The 19,364-nt window shown below is 44.0% G+C and carries 18 protein-coding genes; 4 read left to right on the forward strand and 14 right to left on the reverse strand.

Annotated features, from left to right (window positions below):
• The first annotated feature begins 550 nt into the window (after positions 1 to 550).
• Entirely contained in the window at positions 551 to 1,429 is an 879-nt protein-coding gene (locus tag F6J94_RS12970; protein WP_293024880.1) for a hypothetical protein, read from the forward strand.
• A gap of 185 nt (positions 1,430 to 1,614) precedes the next feature.
• On the opposite strand, the gene F6J94_RS12975 is transcribed toward F6J94_RS12970, so the two are convergent.
• The 9 genes from F6J94_RS12975 to F6J94_RS13015 all read right to left on the reverse strand — a co-directional run bounded on the left by F6J94_RS12975 (position 1,615) and on the right by F6J94_RS13015 (position 11,357).
• Positions 1,615 to 2,421, reverse strand: coding sequence for a sulfite exporter TauE/SafE family protein (locus F6J94_RS12975; protein ID WP_293040603.1), 807 nt, complete (start codon positions 2,419 to 2,421; stop codon positions 1,615 to 1,617).
• Positions 2,422 to 2,587: 166 nt separating this feature from the next.
• Positions 2,588 to 4,885, reverse strand: a complete 2,298-nt coding sequence (locus F6J94_RS12980; RefSeq protein WP_293040555.1) for a glycosyltransferase — start codon at positions 4,883 to 4,885, stop codon at positions 2,588 to 2,590.
• A 527-nt stretch (positions 4,886 to 5,412) separates the two neighbouring features.
• A complete protein-coding gene (locus F6J94_RS12985; protein ID WP_293040558.1) occupies positions 5,413 to 6,582 on the reverse strand; it encodes an FAD-binding oxidoreductase in 1,170 nt (389 codons plus the stop codon).
• Positions 6,583 to 6,617: 35 nt separating this feature from the next.
• Complete coding sequence (locus tag F6J94_RS12990; RefSeq protein WP_293040561.1) at positions 6,618 to 7,133, reverse strand: diacylglycerol kinase; 516 nt, start codon at positions 7,131 to 7,133, stop codon at positions 6,618 to 6,620.
• Positions 7,134 to 7,231: 98 nt separating this feature from the next.
• Positions 7,232 to 7,759, reverse strand: a complete 528-nt coding sequence (ybeY, locus tag F6J94_RS12995; RefSeq protein WP_293040564.1) for an rRNA maturation RNase YbeY — start codon at positions 7,757 to 7,759, stop codon at positions 7,232 to 7,234.
• A 171-nt stretch (positions 7,760 to 7,930) separates the two neighbouring features.
• Entirely contained in the window at positions 7,931 to 8,146 is a 216-nt protein-coding gene (locus F6J94_RS13000) for a DUF3285 domain-containing protein (protein ID WP_293040567.1), read from the reverse strand.
• 247 nt (positions 8,147 to 8,393) lie between these two features.
• Positions 8,394 to 9,504 (reverse strand): peptide chain release factor 2 gene (gene prfB / locus F6J94_RS13005; RefSeq protein ID WP_293024866.1). Its coding sequence is split into 2 segments (ribosomal slippage): positions 8,394 to 9,431 and positions 9,433 to 9,504, totalling 1,110 coding nucleotides; the frame shifts between segments, so codons are not numbered across the junction.
• A gap of 453 nt (positions 9,505 to 9,957) precedes the next feature.
• Complete coding sequence (locus F6J94_RS13010; protein ID WP_293040571.1) at positions 9,958 to 10,092, reverse strand: hypothetical protein; 135 nt, start codon at positions 10,090 to 10,092, stop codon at positions 9,958 to 9,960.
• A 536-nt stretch (positions 10,093 to 10,628) separates the two neighbouring features.
• Positions 10,629 to 11,357, reverse strand: a complete 729-nt coding sequence (locus tag F6J94_RS13015) for a Bax inhibitor-1 family protein (RefSeq protein ID WP_293040575.1) — start codon at positions 11,355 to 11,357, stop codon at positions 10,629 to 10,631.
• A 946-nt stretch (positions 11,358 to 12,303) separates the two neighbouring features.
• On the opposite strand from F6J94_RS13015, the gene F6J94_RS13020 reads away from it, so the two are divergent.
• Positions 12,304 to 13,086 carry an RNA polymerase sigma factor SigF gene (locus F6J94_RS13020; protein ID WP_293024862.1) on the forward strand — a complete coding sequence of 261 codons (783 nt, stop codon included), beginning with the start codon at positions 12,304 to 12,306 and terminating at the stop codon, positions 13,084 to 13,086.
• Between the two features lie 55 nt (positions 13,087 to 13,141).
• On the opposite strand, the gene F6J94_RS13025 is transcribed toward F6J94_RS13020, so the two are convergent.
• From F6J94_RS13025 to F6J94_RS13035, 3 genes are all read right to left on the reverse strand, one after another.
• Positions 13,142 to 14,617 carry a CIA30 family protein gene (locus F6J94_RS13025; RefSeq protein WP_293040580.1) on the reverse strand — a complete coding sequence of 492 codons (1,476 nt, stop codon included), beginning with the start codon at positions 14,615 to 14,617 and terminating at the stop codon, positions 13,142 to 13,144.
• Between the two features lie 343 nt (positions 14,618 to 14,960).
• On the reverse strand, positions 14,961 to 16,616 hold the full coding sequence (locus F6J94_RS13030; protein WP_293040584.1) for a hypothetical protein: 1,656 nt from the start codon (positions 16,614 to 16,616) through the stop codon (positions 14,961 to 14,963).
• Between the two features lie 203 nt (positions 16,617 to 16,819).
• Positions 16,820 to 16,981: a hypothetical protein gene (locus F6J94_RS13035; RefSeq protein WP_293024853.1), complete on the reverse strand. Its 162-nt coding sequence runs from the start codon at positions 16,979 to 16,981 to the stop codon at positions 16,820 to 16,822.
• Between the two features lie 187 nt (positions 16,982 to 17,168).
• On the opposite strand from F6J94_RS13035, the gene F6J94_RS13040 reads away from it, so the two are divergent.
• Positions 17,169 to 17,681 carry a hypothetical protein gene (locus F6J94_RS13040; RefSeq protein WP_293040588.1) on the forward strand — a complete coding sequence of 171 codons (513 nt, stop codon included), beginning with the start codon at positions 17,169 to 17,171 and terminating at the stop codon, positions 17,679 to 17,681.
• A 164-nt stretch (positions 17,682 to 17,845) separates the two neighbouring features.
• Here F6J94_RS13040 and F6J94_RS13045 read toward each other — a convergent pair whose 3' ends face one another.
• Positions 17,846 to 18,694 (reverse strand): class I SAM-dependent methyltransferase, encoded by an 849-nt coding sequence (locus F6J94_RS13045; RefSeq protein WP_293040593.1) that lies wholly within the window; start codon positions 18,692 to 18,694, stop codon positions 17,846 to 17,848.
• A gap of 52 nt (positions 18,695 to 18,746) precedes the next feature.
• Positions 18,747 to 18,944 carry a hypothetical protein gene (locus F6J94_RS13050; RefSeq protein ID WP_075905805.1) on the reverse strand — a complete coding sequence of 66 codons (198 nt, stop codon included), beginning with the start codon at positions 18,942 to 18,944 and terminating at the stop codon, positions 18,747 to 18,749.
• A gap of 158 nt (positions 18,945 to 19,102) precedes the next feature.
• Here F6J94_RS13050 and F6J94_RS13055 point away from each other — a divergent pair, with 158 nt between their 5' ends.
• Positions 19,103 to 19,291: a hypothetical protein gene (locus tag F6J94_RS13055; protein WP_293040598.1), complete on the forward strand. Its 189-nt coding sequence runs from the start codon at positions 19,103 to 19,105 to the stop codon at positions 19,289 to 19,291.
• Positions 19,292 to 19,364 lie beyond the last annotated feature (73 nt).

The raw sequence follows: 19,364 nt of genomic DNA on the forward strand, positions 1-19,364 counted from the left end.
GATACAATCAGCTGCTGTTTTTCCAGAGGAATCTGGCCGGAGTTCCCTATTGTACAGCTGGCAGTTATTGTGTGAGGATGTTAGATCAAATTGGAGTCAAAGGTATTACTCCTCCTCCCGTTGCTATGGCAGTTATGTGAAGTACCTACAACCAAATCGAAGATTATGGTTGAGGCTTCCAGTTTCATCCGCCATCGCCTTCTGCGTAGAATCCCCCGTGCTTGACGCGAGGGAGAGTTCAAAAAAGAACACACAAGCAGTGTTAATTCGCTTCCTTTCACTTATCAGGAACCCATTGCTAATGTTTAAGGAGTAAAGTATATAAACAATCATGCCCAGTAAACAAGTTTTTGTTCGAGAATACAAAGTAAGAGCCCACAGGCGTACTATCCATACACGGGTTTACAAGTTCATTTGCCACTACTGCAATACGCCTGCAGAGAGGGAGACTTATGCTACCTGTTGTCCCAAGTATGGAAATCGCTGCAAAGGAGTAGCCAGAAAGTGTCTTCGCTATCAACACGCTAACGAATCTGGGGGAAGAAAGTAGATGTCTTATGTTCCATCACAGCCATCGCTACCATCGCAAAGTCACAAGATGTTAGAAGATTTGGTTGATTACTACCGACAAATGGTAGAGTATCATGAACAAGCTGCCACAGTTGCAAGAGAACAGCTTAGCCATGCTAAAGCTTTGCTGAATACCAATGCATTAGCTTTACCAGAAAATAACTCCAACAAGTTCCTGCCTCCTGGAAATCGCAACCACAACCAGCAGGAGAAATACTACCTCACCACGCCACTACCTGAATTGCCCGCAGACTTCTCCACTGAAACTGAATTAGATGAGTCAACATTAGCACTCAAACAACAACTCGATTACCAGGAGCAGAGGATTACAGAAGCCATTGACCGACTTCTGGAAACTCACAGGGGTACGATCCTCCACGTTGATTACCTGATCAGGGAGCTGTTTGGAGAGTTGGGCAAAGACGATATTGCCTCGAAAACTTCTCTGGTCAAATCCATCTTGTTGAAAGGAGAGAGCCAGGGGTTATGGCACTCTGTCCCTGACTCTCCAGGTTGCTACACCTTTTCTCTTCAAGATTTGCCCGATTTAGTTTCTACCAATAAACCTCAGAGAAAACCTGCCAAGAACAAAGCTCGTCGGCCTTCTCCGCTACCTAAGTTAGACCAATTAAAGTATATGACCTTATATGAGCTAGTGGCTTCTGTGTTAAGAGAACACTATCCACAGATCATGAGTGCTGCAGATGTTTTGGACGTGCTTTATCCTAATGGTTTGGATCCTAAGAAGAAAAATGTAGCTCGTAAATCCATTAGTAACACCTTAACTAAAGGATGTGAATCTAAAGGTTGGAAACGAGTCCAGCCGGGGCGATATATCTGGGCTGGCGGTTTCACCTAAAGCTGAGTTACGACACAAACGTTATTCATTATTAAGAAACTATAACAGGACTTAGGGAGTGACTCAACCTGTAGGGGCGCACGCCATACGTCCCTACTTGATATGTATTTATAGTTCTGTTCCGATATCCGAAGTTCCCTATTCCCAACCACTACGGCGAAATCTCATCAAGTAGATACACAATCTCAACCACCGTAACTCTGCCATGCCTGCCAAAACATATAAATTGATAGGGAAAATAACAGCGTGCGAAATCCATTGCTCACCAGTTGGTCTGGTAACTTTGGCAGAAAGCGAGTACTAATTTGCGCTCCCAAAAAGCCTCCTATACCCAGCAGCAGTCCCTCAATCCATAAGACATTTCCTTGTAAGGCATGTCCTGCAGAGGCTGAAACTGCTGTAATGACGATTACCCCTAGACTTGTCTGAATCGCAGTTTTAATCGGTTCTCCTAGGAGCAACATTTGGAGTGGAACCATAATTGTTCCCCCACCAATACCAAATAGACCAGCTAATAAGCCAGCTAAACCACCTGTCGCGATCCTGGCTACAGTAGCTTTGATGGGAGAGTTTGAAGAACGTCTGTTGTTTGGTGCTCTTTGAGATTCCTGTTGCGCTCTAGACTTAAGCTGTTTGCGTAGTTGGATCAGATATATCGTCACCAGTAGCAGTATCCCAAAGGCTACCAGTAATAAGTAAGGAGGGAAGAGGTCGGCTAGATAGGCACCAATTTGTGCTGTGATTAGAGCCGGAAATCCGATGCCAATTACACTTTTTAGATTAAAGTAGCCCATCCGCCAGTTTTGCAATGTACCAGAGCTAGCCGTAATCACAATCGACAGACTACTGGTAGCCGCTGCTTGAACTGGTTGATATCCTAATGCCACTAACAAGGGGACGAGCACTACACCGCCACCAATGCCGAGAAATCCGGCAAGAATACCTGCTAATAAACCGGAACCAGCAAAAATTAATAAATGGGTAGGAGTCATCCCTTTAGATCGCCTTTGGCTCAATGCACTTTTTTGCTAGCATAGCTGCTCTTGAGTCGTTTTTTAATTAGCGTTCGCGTAGCGGCTCGTACCGAGCATCGCGCCCCGCGTGACCATTCGCGTAGCGTGGCCTAAAGGCCAAGGTCAATCCCATTTAGCTGGCAATTTAGTTCTCGATGAGTTCATTGGGTATCGCTACTTTAATCACAACAGTTTCACCTTCGGCTTCCCAATGAGCGCTCGCTTCCACCTGCGAGTTTAGTTCTGGATTCATTGGTATTGCGACCTTGATCGCCACTTCTTCACCGACTCTTTGAGGAACACTAGGAGCTTTTACCCTAGGCTGAGCCACTAATGAAATAGGTGTGAGCAGAGGTTGGGAGCTATTGTCTTCTTGGAAATCAGCAACAGTTGCCATCGCCTTTGGTGCTGGTGCTACCACAGCAATCCCATCATTGAGTTTGGTAAGGGTAGAGCTTGGTACCTCAGCGGAGCTAATTGTGCTGAGGTTTGAATTACGGTTAAACACAAATCTGGGCTGGAGCAAACTTTTTAATAAAAGCCACAGCAAGCTGAATTCTCCAGGGGTATCACAACGTTTCCACTGACCCACACCACAAAACAGCATTTCAATTAAACACCGTGTCTGGGGTAAACTCATCTGCTGATTAAATCCTATTTGGAAAGTGGGGCTTTCACTCGTGAGGTCTGTGTGAGTAATCTTTCCTTGTAGTCGCAAGTTCTCCCCCATTATTTTCAGACTTACTTTGATATTGTCTTTAACGGAGATAGATAGCTTCTCAGTCAGCTTGATTTGAGCACCTACTTGGGAAATCCACTTAGTGATGCCCCAATAGGTTTGACCTCCTATATTTATTCGCACCACTTTACGTAAGTCAAACCATTCGTCAGTATTGGGATTAGGAGAATCCAGAAGGATTAGTAAGGCGATACTCAGCACCAGGAGATTGTAGCCACTCCAAATCCAAGCTAAGCTCATGTGTTGGGTAAGTTGGGCTGTTTCTTGGGATGGCAAACTGCTGGCTGGTATCAATAATTCGGTCAGATTAAACCCAAAACTAATTGCTGTAGCAACGAATACAATAATCAGCGGCGATGCTAACTGCCAGTTGTAATTAAAACTCTCCCGAGATATTCCTTTCGGGGTTACTTTAAATCCTCTCGAAAAAGGATTCAGCATTGTCTGCAACACCGTTAATCCAATGGGGAAACATGACACTACTGAATAAATATCTGACATGAAAGCGGAGCGAGAGCGGCAGTTTATCCACGAGAATACAGCAAACTGTAGCAAATATAAAGGAACTAAAAAACACAAGACTTCAGTAGCTGTTGCTTTAAAGGGAATAATCCCGAAAAATGCATATGCTATGGGAACAATTAGAAAATAAATTCGTGACCAGCTAGTAAACCAATAAAGTAACCCATCTAAATGAACCAGTCTTTGGAGATTAGTAAGTCCAGGAATTCTTAATGGATTTGCTTCTAGGAAAAGTCCCTGTAAGGTACCTTGTGCCCATCTTAGCCGCTGAGATACATGACTTGCTATATTCTCTGCTGCCAAGCCAGCACTTAATTTTTCATCAAGATAAATTAACTTATAGCCTTGAGCCGATAAACAAACGCCAGTATAGTAATCTTCAGCGATGGAATCGGTAAAAAAGCCACCAATACTTAAGAGTGCGCTGCGCCTGACCACAAAAGACGTGCCACAACACACAATACTATTTGCGCTATCCCGAATTGGTTGAATGTGTCGATAAAATAATTCTTCTTCTGCCGTCAGAATGTTTTCTAAACCTAAATTATAGGCAACCGGATCCGGATTATAGTAGCTTTGGGGAGTCTGAACTAGAGCGACTTCCTTATCCTTAAAGAAACCCACAGTCCGCTTGAGGAAGTTCCTAGTAGGAATAAAATCAGCATCAAATACAGCAATTAAATCCCCAGAGGTTTGAGGAAGGGCATTGTTTAAATTACCTGCTTTGGCATTAAGATTATTTGGTCGCGTAATATACTCGCAGCCTAGCTCAGCTGCAAGTCTTTTCATCTCAGGACGTCTAGTATCATCCAGAAGATAGATCGTTTTTCTTGTATAGTCTAAAGCTTGACAACCAATAATTGTTCGCCGTAGAATAGAGAGATGTTCATTATACGTAGGAATCAGGATATCAACAGAAGGGGTAAAACGACCACTAATAACCGATAATTCACCCCAATCAGCTTCCTGACTTCTATCTTTTATCTGGGACAAGAAAAACAGCTGAATGGTGCTACCAGCTAGCCTCAGTATTTCCGCTAGTAATAACCCCAAGCTAAAGACGCCATTGACCACGGTATCCAGATTGAGGGTAAACAGCGATCGCCACAGTACATACTGAAGAGTCAGCAGTAGCAAAATCCCTACCACCACAAGCTGCCACTTAGAGCGAGTTTTTGTCATAATCCCTTAACTGTAATTCCAGTATTGTCATTAGTTCTTGGCAGAAGACCCCTATTACAGCCAATTGGGTTGAGGGGAGGGGATTGCCATCACCTGTAGGTTCATAACTAGTCTAGGCTCATAACTCGCTGGTTAGGACGAGCTAATTCCTTAGCTTCCCTCACCAGCTAAGGGGTACACCGTCGCTTCCACCGTTCTTTATCTTAATTAACATTTAACTTGCTGATTGTTCACTGTTGACCGTTAACCCTTGACAGTGAAGATTACTCTGGTGTCAACACAAAATCCGTTGCTTAAATTATTATGCAGGTTAAATGTGTATCTGCCTGTGACCATTAACCCAACTTAGTACAGTCTAATCCAACCTTGGACCCTACCTATGTTCCATAACTTTGACAGAGTCGCCCCTACCAAAGCGCTTGAGCGATGATGGAGCCACTGTATTGGCACTTTGACTGATACTATGGGTCGATTACCAACAGACTCTTAAAAAGGTTTAACCTAGCTTAACTTAACACAATACTTTGTTAATTGGCGGGGGACATCTCGGCTATTATTTCATCCTCCTCTTGTCCAACCACCCAATTAGCAAAGCGCTTGGCTAGGGGTGGCACACATACCAGGGGGTTAGTAAAACCAGAAAATATATAAACTCCTTCCACACCACTGACGGAACCAACCACTGGCAGACCAGTGTTGCTGAATGCTACTAAACAATGATGCCAGGTTCCTGGTAATTTCTCAAGAGCTGGTAGAATTTTGCCCACTTGAGTACGAATTTCCGATTCTCCTTTCTCTGGCGCTATAGTCGCGTAGGGGTCTGTCAGCACACGGCTCAGCTGACCCATCCGTAAACTGCCATCTAAAAACTGCACTGCACCTGCATCAAGAATGGGTCGTATTACCTCATGACCAGGCTTATCCCACAAGTGTTCAACTGACTTATTACTGGCTTGCTGTTCCAGTTGAAACCGTTTCGTATTTGCTGGAATAACCATTGTCTGCAGCTGGATGTCAACTCTGGGAGTTTCAATCATCTCCTCATGAGTGAAATACAAGTATACAGGAATTCCGGAAGCTTTCAGTAAGGTGCGACTGAGTCCACCAGCACAGACAACCGTGTTAGCCGTGTGGTAAGTTGCTGATAATGTTTTGACTGCCTTGATAGCATCTGAGCTCCTTACCAGTTCAACCACACGGGCAATTTGGATTTCCCCCCCAAAACGGCGGAAAGCGTTCAGGTAACCTTGGGTAGTCTTTCCCGGATGGATATGCCCGTGACGGACAGTAAAAGCTCCTGCGATCGCATTTCGATTGAGTAATGGTTCGAGGGCACAAGCGTCCTCCACACTCAACCAACTTGGGGGAGTAGCACAACGGGCATAATCTACTGCCAATTGCTCATAGTCATCGTTGAGGTCAATGGTCAGCAATAAGTCTAATTCCCGGAACTGGGTATCTGTTTCTAATTCCTCAGATAAAGTTTGATAAATTTCTCTAGCTTCCTGACATAGCACTCGAGTTAACTTTGATGTTCCTGACCAATAGCCAAGACTACCATAGCTATAGCGAGTTGCTCCCTCTAGGGTAGGATGTTGCTCCAAAATCAGAACACTCAAACCCTGGCGAGACAATTCGTACCCGAGTGCTGCTCCAGTAATGCCACCACCAACGACAATCCAGTCATATACTTTCATCGTAATAGTCGCACATCCTAAGTCTAATCGGGTGTTTAGCCCAAAACTGACTCAATTCTAATGATTAAGGGTGGCAGTAGCAGGGAACCGGCTACAAAAATAGCAGTTATCGCTGAGATCAGCACTGCACCAGCCGCACAATCTTTAGCAATTTTAGCCAGTTCATGGTATGATTGTTTAACTGTTAGATCTACGACCGATTCAATAGCTGTATTTAACATCTCCATAGCCATGACTAGCCCAGTGGTTAGTCCAATCACAGCCAGTTCTACGAGGGGTATTTGTAAAAAAATGCCCAAGGTAATGGCTAGAATGCCAATGACTGTATGGATGCGGAAGTTACGTTGGGTGAGAAAGGCATAGCGAACCCCAGCCCAGGCATATTTGAAGCTAAGCATTAATGTCGGAGCAATTCGCCAAGCCAAATCTCGGTTAGGTTTGACTTTGGAGTCAGAGTATTGGGGTACTGGTATAGATAGCTCTTGAGTCATTGGCAAGGTATTAGACACGAGAAACTGAGTTTGATAAGATTCGGCCTTTGGTAACACCATTTATCGGTTCAGGGATAGGTCTTGGGTATACCTTCATCTTTCCCATATGGGTTAGGAGGATTAACCTTTAGGGATATACTGAAAAGCACAGCAGACTTCTAGGAATCATTTGAAAGACCTACCCTCTGAAGTAGAGTCTCCTGCTGATCCAGCATTCTCACTAGACTTTCCTCATCCGGATGATCCCATCCTAGAAGGTGAAGTAAACCATGGGTTGCCAGCCAGGCTAGTTCCTTGGATAGGGAATGCCCGTGCTGTTTAGCCTGTTGAACAGCAGTATCTACCGAAATCACGATATCACCCAAGTATATAGGCACCGATAATTGCTTTTGGGGTGATAACTTAGGAGAGTTTACCTCTAAAGCTGCAAAAGCAAGTACATCTGTAGGCTGATTTTTTTTTCGGTACTGGGAATTAAGTGCCTTAATTTCACTATTGTCCGTAAGGCGAAGACTCAATTCGTAGCTCTTCGCCTCGGGTAAATTCAGTTCAAGGGCAACTAGCCATTGGTGAAACCAGCTTTCCCAAGTGTGGAGGGAAATTGGGCTGCTGAATTGGTTAGTAATGGTTTCAGTGGAATGGGAGCGATTAAAGAAACAATCCTGTACACTCAATTCAAAATTCACACCTCAAAAACTCCAAAAGGCTTGGCTACCAGTAGAGTGACCTAATCCCATGACCTAGCGAATGGGCTAGGTCATGGCTTCCTTAAACCTGGCACTAGGACTCCCTTACTCTTGCTCTATGATTCGATATAGCTGTCAAAACTAAGTTTAATGTACTTAAAAACTCTTTACCTAACGGGTTAGGTAGGCAAGACCCACCAGTAAGGCCAATAAACCAGAAACGGTGAGGAAAAAGTGTCTCAGAGATTTACCTCCCTTACGCACCATATTGCGCATGGCTAACTTGGTGTAACTAGGCTTAGGTTCACTTGAACCGCTATCGGCTGGGGCTGTAGTTGTATCCAGACCTTGTTCTGGCTGTTGGGTCGGTGAAGGTGGGTTGCTCATGGAACACAAGTACTCTACGTCAGAATTTCTTTGCTGATTTTAATGTAACAACAGACTTAACAATTTTTACCAGGACTTACCCAGAAAATCTATGTGTAGGGTTCCTTATTAACACACCCTACAGAAAGGCGCGTTTGTTGCCGAATTTTGCCTGAGTCCTGCTTACTTGAAACTTGACCACTTACTATTGATATTGATGAGTAATAATCAAGCAACTTTGAAATCACTAATTACCAATCATTACTTATTAATTAGTTAACTGATTTTCTTGACGGAGATAGGCTTCAATGAATAAGTCAATATTACCATCAAGGACATCATTAACTGCTGTAGTTTCCACACTAGTGCGCAGGTCTTTCACCATCTGGTAAGGATGAAACACATAATTTCGAATTTGGTTTCCCCAAGCCGCTTCCACCATGTCCCCTCGAATTTCGGCAATTTCTTGAGCTCGTTGCTCCTCAGCAATCACCAGCAACTTAGCTTTCAGCAGTACTAAGGCTTTTTCTTTGTTTTGCAATTGAGAACGCTCCTGAGTACAGCGCACAGCCAGGCCGGTAGGAATATGGACAATCCGCACTGCAGTTTCTACCTTATTGACGTTTTGCCCTCCCTTACCACCAGCACGGGAGGTGGTAATTTCTAAATCCTTCTCGGGGATTTCCAGCTCAACGGTATTATCCACCGCAGGCATCACTTCTACTCCAGCAAAACTAGTCTGTCGCTTACCGTTAGCATTAAACGGGGAAATCCTAACCAGTCGATGAGTACCTTTCTCGGCTTTCAGGTAACCATAGGCGCGGAGTCCGTCAATTTCCAGAGTGGCAGACTTAATTCCAGCTTCATCTCCTGGGGAAAGTTCTGCTAGGTGGACTTTATAACCATGGTTCTCTGCCCAACGGGTGTACATGCGAAGTAATAGGTCAGCCCAATCTTGGGCATCAGTTCCACCAGCCCCCGCATTGATGGTGAGGACAGCACCTTTAGCGTCGTAGGTACCAGATAACAGCTGTTCCAACTCCCAGCGATCCAGTTCTTTATTCAGCTGAGTCAAGTTGGTTTGAGCTTCTGCAAGCAGTGCGTCATCGGTTTCTAGTTCTAGCAACTCCAAGATCGCTTTAGTGTCTTCTAAACTAGATTGCCACTGTTTATACCGTTGGAGGTTAGATTTTAGGTCGTTGAGTTGTTGAAGGGTTTGTTGAGCAAAGTTTTGGTCATCCCAAAAATCCGGTTGAGCTGCCAGCTGCTCTAAATCTTGGATTTTGGCTTTCACAGCAGCAATGTCAAAGATAGTCCTGGGTTTTACCCAGGCGCTCCGACAAGATTTCGACTGCCCGTTTCTGCTCTAAGGTTTCCATAATGCTTCAATCCTTTACAAAACTATTATAACACCACCAGGGTATATTGTTAATTTTACATTTTAACTATAGTCTACCGATAATTACCCCGATGCGATCGCCATGTCAAATCTCCTGGTAAAATTCCAATGTCCAAACGTAATTGGTAAGCATTCAGCTATCAGCCTATGCGCTACAGATGGTGCTACTTGAGGTGCTTATGGGCTATGGCCACGCTTTGGGAACAGCTTTTGAATCAAACAGGTAAGCATTGGAATAATGCTGAGTTACGGAAAGCTGCTAGGGATTCATAGTCTTTGGCTGATGGGCAAATCCCCAGACTTTCAATTCTCATTAATCTCGAACTATTAGGTGCGCACCTTGAGCGAATTTAATTCTTAATGGGTCAAGCGCACCTTTAAATTCTCCCCTTTGCGCATTGCCCATTGGCGCACGCTACGCGAAGGGCGCACGCTACGCTGGGTTGATTTTAAGCATGATAGCTGACAGCGGTAGGCTGAAGGCTTCCCTGAATTGGACATAGTCTAAGGATAATTTACTCGATGCGATCGCCATGTCAAATTCCAATGTTAAAACGTAATTGAACATTGAATCAAATTCCCCCAAAACGTTTTAACTTAATCGAGTAAAAAAAAATATGTTAATAACAATTTCAACATTACTTGATAGAAAAATCGATTTTCTTTACTCCAATAATAACGCTTAATACTACACAATACCTTGCTTCTTTTCTATAACATATCGATTTCAAACTTTATCATAAACTTTACCATAAATAGCGCTCACTTTTGATATTGCCATTTCCTTAGGGATTCGGAGTTCAGCAACATTTCCGTACTATCACAAAACCGCTTCAGAACAGGACTTGCCCCTATTGCTGGCCTGTAGGCAGCAATAGGGGCACAAATCAAATTTACTGGCCATGATGCTGTATTTCAGCCTCTGTTCGGGTTTATGGCTTCTATATGACGTCTAAGCTGTTGTGCATTTAAATTGCACAGCAGCAAGGCAGAAGGCAGAAGGTAAAAGAGTTTCAGGGTTTTTTTCCTATTTAATAGGTGTATAGAAAAAAATCGGGGTACAGCATTACCGTCCCCGATCAGGTTCTATCGTCTAGCACTGTCTTAGTCGCGACCATTAAGAGCAATCAGCAGCCGCAAAATGAACACGAACAAGTTAATATAGGTCAAGTACATTGACAGGGCAGCAGGTAGATACTGGTCATCACGATAGGCGCGAGGCAGGATGAAGAAATCCACTACAGCCGCACCCGCAAAAATAACCACACCGATGCCAGAGATAGCAATTTCTAGAAAGCTGGGTGTGTATACACCAAAGAAGGATAAAACTAGCTGAGCCACCAAGACCACCAGCAAGGCAATCATACCCATCTGGACGGTTTTGGCTAAAGCAAAGCCATCTTCCTCTGAGAGATTAGAGCCAATTTGACGGCCAGCCATAAAGGCAACACCACAGCCAAAGGCAGCAATGGCAATGCCTTGCATGCCCACACCCCCTGTTCCTAGGGCAACGAATATTAAGCCACTGAGGGTGTAGCCGGACAAGAGACTGTAAGTAGCTAGAAGAGGCAAAGCTACAGTGTTGTTTCCGTTCTCAGCCACACCACGGGCAACAAAGAAAAGAATAAGTTCGGCAATTACGGCAACCAAGAAGGTGGTCATAAATAGCCCTGGGTTGCTTTCAATCACTCCCAGACCACCATAGACACCTAGTGCAGTTAAGACTAGTCCACCACCCAGGAAGGGCAGGGCATTAGCAATAACATTCGGACCAACTAGGGCTCGACCTTGAGATTCACGAATTGCTTGACGAAAGTTACTGGTACTACTCATGAGATTTTAGTCAAGAATTTTCTGGATAAAGTATCAGGATTGATTGATAACTACTCCTATTTTGAACCATATCCGCAATCTTGTGGCAGGACGGAAAACCGACTTGCCTAGTACTCCGTCCAAATTTAATTGAGGGGTAAACTATACTTTTTCCGAATACCTAATACCTAACAGCGTAAGCATTCAGCCGTCAGCGGTCAGCCGTGAGGTAAAAGCTCACGCTACTTGAGGTGCTTATTTTATTCAAAGATAGCGTAAGCATTCAGCCGTCAGCGGTCAGCGGTCAGCGGTCAGCCGTCAGCCTTGGCCACGCTACGCGAATGGCTGATACTTGAGGTGCTGATAGCAGCTTGTCGGGTGGGCAAAAACAGTTTGGTTCTTTTGAGTATTCGAGATTATACTACTTTGCCCACCCTACTTTAATTGGTCTGATAGCTTGTAGGGTGGGCAAAAACAGTTTGCTTGTTTTGAGTATTCGAGATTATACTACTTTGCCCACCCTACTTTAATTGGTCTGATAGCTGATAGCTGATAGCTGATAGCTGATAGCTGAATGCTTACCTAACACCTAATACCTAACACCTAATACCTAACACCTAATACCTAATATCTAATACCATTAACCTTGCCCTAACCCTCAAAACTAAATTGACAGAGTACTAGTTGCCACTTTTTGCTAGTTGCCACTTTTTGCTAGTTGCCACTTGCGCGTCATTAGGTTATATATTATACCAAATTGAAGACGGTATAGGAATTTATCACTATCTTGGCCTTGGCGTTTAAATTTGCGTGATTGTACAGAGAAAACAAAAACGGTAGTTTGTTTTTTCAGTAAAAAGACCATAGTAGCAAAGATAATCTCTACAGACAATGAGTTGAAGAAGATTAATTGCTTAGGCTAAGCCTCGTGTCGTAAATAGGTTTCCACTTCTGGGATATTTTGAGAATGGCTATTGGGTCTGTTGGTTTTCAAGGAATGGAACTTCTGATTGCGTACTACCGAAATCCATCAATTCAACTTCGCAATCAGATAGTAAGATTAAATGCTGGGTTAGTGAGGAAGATTGCTCATATAGTCAGCCAGAAGTGTGCTGAACCTTATGAAGACCTCGAGCAAATGGGTTACATCGGCTTGATTCGTGCTATTGAGCGGTTCGACCCCCATCAAGGTTGTGCATTCAGTTCCTTAGCAGTGCCTTACATTCGCGGTGAGATGCTACATTTCTTGCGCGACAGGGGTTCTCTGGTCAAGATTCCTCGCCGATGGCAGGAACTGCAGCAGGCAGGGAAAAGAGTCAGCAAAAACTTAGCAACTAACTTGGGACGCTTCCCCAGAGATGAAGAAATTGCTAAGGCTTTGGATGTATCACTGCAAGAGTGGCAGGAAAGTAAGTTGGCAGTTCAAAATCGTTTGCCTTTAAGTTTGGATGCCACGGTTTCTCAGAAGGTCGATCAACCCATGACTTTAGGAGAGACTCTACCAGATTACTATGAAGAAAATTTACACTATTGGGAAGAAGACCGACAACAGCTCCACGGTGCCTTGAGTCAGCTAGAAGATAAAACTCAGGCAGCTATAGAGTTTGTTTTCTTACGAGAACTCCCCCGCAAGGAGGCAGCTAAACGAATTGGAGTGAGTCCGATGACAGTGACGCGACATGTCAAAAGAGGACTTCAAGAATTGGTTACCCTGATGAAATCTCAAGCATCGGAGCGTCTGGCAAGTTAGGAAGAATTAATTCTTAATTCTTAATTCTTAATTCTCAATTCGAATTTCCTTATACTTAATTGCTGTCGGTATTGATATCGCAAAAGAGAGTTTGCCAGTCTCGCAAACCATCAGTTGCTTCTTTGACTTCAAAGGTGACATTACAAGCCTTGGGTTGCTCTAGTACCTGAACACAAAGTTCAGCAATATCTTCCCGACTTACTTTACCTCGGATATTGTCTCCTTGAGCAAACACTAAGGCTTGACCTCCCGGCTCTTCTGTCAAAGCACAAGGTCTGATGATGGTATAGGAAACACCACTGTCGCGAACGGCTTCTTCTCCCCGGAGTTTCCAGGTTAGAATTCCCCCCAGTTGGTCGTTCATTCGTACCGCTGGTGGTTCTTCCTCGAGGTTAATTCCTGGACGACCTGGACGAGTTACCCCGGCTGAGCTAATCATAATGAATTGGGGCTTGGTGATACCCCCATAGGCTTTAATAGTTTCCAGCTGTAGGACAAAAGAACCTGGAGCAAATTTTGGGTTGAGCGCGCCATCATATTCAAATTTACTCAGCATTAGCTGTATAGCACAGATGCGACTGGGGTTGAAGGGAGCAGCATCTTTCAAGGTTTTGGCTCGAAATACGGGAATCAAATCAGCAAAGGGAATCGAAACATTCATCCACTGATCTTTCTGGGTGTCGAAGGAATAGCAGTAGGCAATTCCATCCCATTTCGATTCATTACGCAATATAAATTTATACCGTTGACCATCCCCTTTAACTCGCAGTTCTAGTCCTTCGTACTCAGCTAAGTTGAGGGGAGTTGGGAGATTGCGGGTGCGTACTGACACAAAGCCCCCAGAATTTGCTGTTGAGACATTGCCAGTAAACAGGGCAGCCTTGTCGATCAGCCGAATTGAACTCTCGCTGACACCACCCATTACTACATCATCCACAGCACCCCAGGTTTCTTGTAAGTCATCGGAAGGGTTTTGGAAGTCAAATAGGAGTTGTTTGCCTGGTTCGAGAGACTCGGCTGCGGCTTGTACTAAGTTCTTGATACCCTGATACTCCACTAGTTCAGGGCTATCGACCACTTCTGGCCTATAGAACTTGATGCCCTGATCGTATTTTTCCTGGTTCGGGGTGTCTCCTTCTATGGATTGCACCTGCGCTCCCGTACAACACACTACAGCAGTAATGTTCTTGTACAGTGCTGGAGTCAAGGTGTCTGGATTAGTGATATCTGCCTCAAATAGTTCCAGGTTATCCCCAAGGATTTCCCTAGCTTTCTCGGCATTTCTAACTAGGGCACGTACAGGATAATTCTGCTCAAGCAGACGGCGAACCACTCGCTTACCTACACCGCCAGTTGCCCCAGCTACCAGTATTACTCCCATATCTTTGTCTTCACCTTGGCTCGATTGTTGATTATTGGCACGACCTGTGAATAATCGCTGTAGGCAGCTCAGGAAAGGGATAACCTCAAAGTAGCTTAGGGTTTTTATGAATCTGCCAGCATCCCATGGGGAGCGATTGTTTTGGGTCATAATCGCCTCAAGTGCATTTTTTATTCAGTTTATCGAAACCTGAGTTACCCTGAAGGTTACCTTGAGCATAGTACTGGATTTCTTCAGTGGATTTTTGACGGCTATTAATTATATCATATAAATTTCCATTTATACGCTTATTAACGAAAGAGATGGCTTTTCGTTAATATAGACCTGCAAACTATTCAGTATTAACGAAAGCGATAATAATGGTTAGCGCTAACAGAGCAGGTCAGTATGTGGATCAGCTCACTAGTTCAATTTAGAATTTAGAATTTAGAATTTAGAACTTAGAACTTAGAATTTCTTCATTCTTCATTCTTAATTCTAAATTCTTCAGTTTTCAATTACTCTTTCTCAGTAAGCGCTGGAAAATCTGCAAGTTCTGATCGAGCCAATCGAGCCATTTCAGACTACTCGATAAAGATTTCGGTGGGTCGGAAATCAGGGTATCTAGAGCAATCAGGCGCTGGAAATTGATCTTGACTGGATCATGACGCTCTGTGGGACCGTCTTTGCGATAAAACTTGACAGCAGCTTGTTGCTGCATAATGGTGATCAATTCTTGAGCAACGATACCGTAGCCAATGGTAGTGGGGTGAATGCCATCTAGGGTGAAGAAACCACCGCTGGTGCGACCAGTGGCATCGGATCTAAAAAAGCGAGTATCCGGTACTGGTGAAAGAGCTTCCAGTTCGGGTGGTAGCTGATAGGGAGTCCACCAATCTGGTCTGGCGTCGGGGTCTTCAATATAACGTCGATAAGCTAAGCAATCCAGTAATCCTGCTAATTCAAATAAATACCAATCTCGACCTTCTTTTCGAGCCTGACGTACAGCATCAGCAATATATTCGTTGTACTGGTCAATGACGCTATCAATTGCTCGGGCTTGTTGTCCGGTAATGTGCGGGTCACGGTTGGGGTCGAAATCTTCGTCGCTAATCCAAGGACGGGTGTAGTAGGGGAAGTATCGCGAGCCAGTAGCCATCTTATGTCCTACTCCACGACCAATGGGCGCAATGGTGACATGGGGAACTGTAGCCCAAATGACATGGCGAGCTTTAATTTGCTTGATTTGCTCCACTACTTGATCCAATTCAGCTTTGAAATCTTCCGGACACCAGACCGTAGGTCGCTGATTGGGCTGTGGTGAATTTGAATCGCGATCGCAACTCCATCTGACCTGTAGTTGAGCAATGCTGCCCATGGCATTATTCGCCCCAATCATGACCATGAGGGTTTCAATACCATCTCCCTGACCGTTTTCTAAACTTCCTTCTTGCCCTAGTGCCACCGCAGCTTGGACTGGGGTCAGTGCTTTACCCTCTGAATCCCGTGCGGAGTCCAAAACCCTCAATGCAGCATGTTCGTTAGCATTCTCAACGATTTGCCGCAATAGATTATCCGTTGGTGCCTGGATTGCGTTTCTGAGAGTATCTGCGTCATGAGAGATAATGTCTGTGAGATTCCACCCATTAATTGCGAGATTATGGTTAATCCCTTTGTCCATAGCAACAGTAGAGCCAACGCCCCCTTGCCAACCAGGACCCCGTTCCCAATAATCTTCTATGTCATCCATCCATGCGCGGATTGAAAACAGAGCCGGTCCTAATTCCCACCACTGTATCTGGTCACCAAACTGTGCCTCTAACCGCCGAACTAAATACTCCAGATTCAGGGGCAATCCACCAAATTCACCATATTGGCTGGGACGGCGCAGGTGTTCTTCCCAACCCATTTCTTGAGCAATCATCATGGGATAGGACAGATCAGTTTTAAAAATTGCTCCATTCTGGACGCCCTGGCTGAGGGAATCACCAATCGTGACCAGTCGATGTCGGGGAGTGCCTGGCTGTTGGTTGACTTCACTACTTAATTCCGGACGGATACCCAGAGTAGGGTCTGTTTCCGGTGGACGCCCTTCAGGTTGGATAACTTCCTTGACTTGATCTGGAGCGTCAAAGTCGAGCATGTCTTTGGTAAGCAAACGTTTGACCATAGTTGCCTGTTTATGAAAAAGAGTGATGATTAGTTATTATATAATTCACTGATGCTGAGGTGAATTCCAGAAAAGTAAGCATATGCGCTACGCGCACGCGTGCGCGTTCAGCTTCAGAGGTATGGCAATGTGATAAGCCCGTTTTTATCTGGGTTGTAAACACAGGTATTGCTTTAAAAGGCAAAAGGCAAGAGGCATGCATGCTAGACTGGAGTTTTATTGGATAATAAAAAAAGACCTCCTAGGTTTACATCTGATTTAGAAACACGCTTATCAGTTTTGAATTGGTTGAGGTACCTTGTCCTAGGTTTTAGGGAGGGAGTAGAGAGTAGGGAGTAGGGAGTAGGGAGTAGAGAACTTCGCAAGTGGAAAAAAATCCTGTTTACCTCATTACTATGATCAGCCCTATAATTTGCTGACAGCCTGGTAAGCAAAGAAACTAGAGACGTTAGATATCGTTAATAAAGATTTGGTAGTTTCATATAAGATTAGGTTAAAACGGTAAAGAAGTGATTAATTCCCTGGATAATTCCAATATATACCCTACAAACTATGAATGCCAAACCTAGCATTAAACTCCCATGGATATTTATCCGTCGTTTAAATAAGACTGTCTGGGTGATTTCTAGTCTTGCCCTACTGACAGTAGCTGCGGAATCCTCTTTAGGAGAACCCTCACCCCCTACCCCGACAACACTAACCCTAGAATCCCCTGCTCCTGAACTCCCAGTTACCCCTTCAGCCACCTCTTTATCTGATCATTTGAACAAAATTGGTGCTAAAATGTATGGGGCTTACTGGTGTCCCTATTGCACAAAGCAGAAGCAAATGTTTGGTGAGGCATTTAAGCAAATTAATTATATTGAATGTGACCCAAGGGCTGAAATCTCCCAAACTAACCTCTGTATTGAAGCGAAGATCAGAGCCTTTCCAACTTGGGAAATTAATGGTCGGTTTTACCCAGGTATGCTGTCCTTAGAGCAATTGGCTAAATTTTCAGGCTACTCAGCAGAAGGTGCTACAGAATCAATACCAGTGGTGGAGGAAGAACAAACAGAAAAATAAATAATAGCAATAGTGCAATGTTTTACCTTTAAAAACCTAAGGTAAGCAGTCAGCAGTCAGCAGTCAGCAGTCAGCTTATTTTATTAACAAGCTGTTCGGATATCAAGTAGCATTCACATTAGCTGATAGCTGATAGCTGATAGCTTAATCCTTACATCTAGGGATTATTTAATAATAGAAAATGTTACCGATTTCCTGGCGAAAACAAAAAACGTTGTAATATCTATCCAAATGCCTTTTGCTGTGGCTAATTGCTCAACGGCTGCAAAGAATTCATTTTTGAATTGTGCTAATTTATCTGGAGAAAGCTGGAAAATTTCCGCGCCAAAGGCACTCTTTGAGTTTCCCCGCCAAGAGTTTGCTGCTACTGTTTGAGTATCACTGCTGTAGTAACCAAGTTGATCGGTTTTGACGTTGATGTCTTGAAAACCTGCTTCGGTGAGTAGCTGGTGACATTTCTCGGGACTACCAAGGGGTCCATTGGGATTAGGAATTACAATGCCATAGTCTCGTGCTTTTTCTCGAAACAGACCCCCTGTGGGGAAGGCGTTTGCGGCAAAACAGGAAAATCCGACTAATCCTCCTGGTTTTAGGAAGCGATACCACTGGCGTAAAGCAGCAGGGATATCTGTTAAGTATACAATGGCTGAAGAACATAGAATCCTATCGAAACTATTATCTTGGAAGTTGAAATTTTCTGCATCTGCTTCTATAAATTCGATGTTGTTGAGACCTTCGGCTTTAACTTTTCGTTGGGCTAGATTGAGCATGCCTGAGGAAATATCTACACCGACAACAGCTCCAGAAGCACCGACAATTTTGGCGGCAAGAATTGCTACTAAACCTGTGCCGGTAGCAATATCTAGAATTCGTTGTCCAGTTTTCAGGTGGGATAGTTCTACTAGACCCTTGGCTAGGCGAGGGTGAAAGCTTCCTTGATCATAGTTTGGTCTGGTGTTAAAGTCAGCTTTAACGTTTTCTTTGAACTCATTTATACTTATCTGGTGTTTCATGCTTGGTGGAAATGGAAAATCTGATAACTAGAAAATATAATAACTAGCTTAACTACAATGAAGGAGGCTTTATCACTTCAAAGTCTGACTCATCTAGAGATAGTATAAATGGTTGATCATTCTGCTCAAATGGATTTTCCTCTAATCTGACTATCCAACGACCGGATTCTTCCTGTGCTTCAATACGACCCGAAAGACCCGCAACATAATCAGGATAAATCACTCGAACTAAGGTTCCTACTTTGAGCATCTCAATCACTATCTATACTCCCAATGTCCACCTGATTTTACCTTTAATTAACCAAATCTTAAATTTAAATTGTTACAATACCAGATTAGGTTATTCCAAATCAGCTCACTATTTTCCCCCAAGCCAGTCAGGAGGATTGATCCTCATGGGGAAAGAGTGTGGGGAGAAGGGGGAGTGTGGGTAGTGTGGGTAGTGTGGGTAGTGTGGGGGGGAGAGTTCAAGGATGCCTAGACACAACGGTTAATGATAATGCGATCGCACAAAAGTTAATGCCAATGGTTAATGCTAATGGGATGCTCAGCAAAGAGCCGCTATGCCATCGCACCATAGCATCTCTTTTATACTGATCCGAACTTTCCTAGTTCCTATTCCTTTTATAGTAACTACTACTGATAACTGACCGCTTGAAAAACCTGTTCA

The organism is Moorena sp. SIO1F2, from assembly GCF_010672755.1.
Lineage (GTDB): Bacteria > Cyanobacteriota > Cyanobacteriia > Cyanobacteriales > Coleofasciculaceae > Moorena.

Coding starts and splice junctions, on each gene's coding strand:
- F6J94_RS13040 (WP_293040588.1), top strand. CDS start 17,169: ATGAATGCCAAACCTAGCATTAAACTCCCATGGATATTTATCCGTCGT.
- F6J94_RS12980 (WP_293040555.1), bottom strand. CDS start 4,885: ATGACAAAAACTCGCTCTAAGTGGCAGCTTGTGGTGGTAGGGATTTTG.
- F6J94_RS12970 (WP_293024880.1), top strand. CDS start 551: ATGTCTTATGTTCCATCACAGCCATCGCTACCATCGCAAAGTCACAAG.
- F6J94_RS13025 (WP_293040580.1), bottom strand. CDS start 14,617: ATGACCCAAAACAATCGCTCCCCATGGGATGCTGGCAGATTCATAAAA.
- F6J94_RS13010 (WP_293040571.1), bottom strand. CDS start 10,092: ATGTTCAATTACGTTTTAACATTGGAATTTGACATGGCGATCGCATCG.
- F6J94_RS12985 (WP_293040558.1), bottom strand. CDS start 6,582: ATGAAAGTATATGACTGGATTGTCGTTGGTGGTGGCATTACTGGAGCA.
- F6J94_RS13030 (WP_293040584.1), bottom strand. CDS start 16,616: ATGGTCAAACGTTTGCTTACCAAAGACATGCTCGACTTTGACGCTCCA.
- F6J94_RS12975 (WP_293040603.1), bottom strand. CDS start 2,421: ATGACTCCTACCCATTTATTAATTTTTGCTGGTTCCGGTTTATTAGCA.
- F6J94_RS12990 (WP_293040561.1), bottom strand. CDS start 7,133: ATGGTGTTACCAAAGGCCGAATCTTATCAAACTCAGTTTCTCGTGTCT.
- F6J94_RS13020 (WP_293024862.1), top strand. CDS start 12,304: ATGGCTATTGGGTCTGTTGGTTTTCAAGGAATGGAACTTCTGATTGCG.
- F6J94_RS13045 (WP_293040593.1), bottom strand. CDS start 18,694: ATGAAACACCAGATAAGTATAAATGAGTTCAAAGAAAACGTTAAAGCT.
- F6J94_RS13050 (WP_075905805.1), bottom strand. CDS start 18,944: ATGCTCAAAGTAGGAACCTTAGTTCGAGTGATTTATCCTGATTATGTT.
- F6J94_RS13000 (WP_293040567.1), bottom strand. CDS start 8,146: ATGAGCAACCCACCTTCACCGACCCAACAGCCAGAACAAGGTCTGGAT.
- F6J94_RS13015 (WP_293040575.1), bottom strand. CDS start 11,357: ATGAGTAGTACCAGTAACTTTCGTCAAGCAATTCGTGAATCTCAAGGT.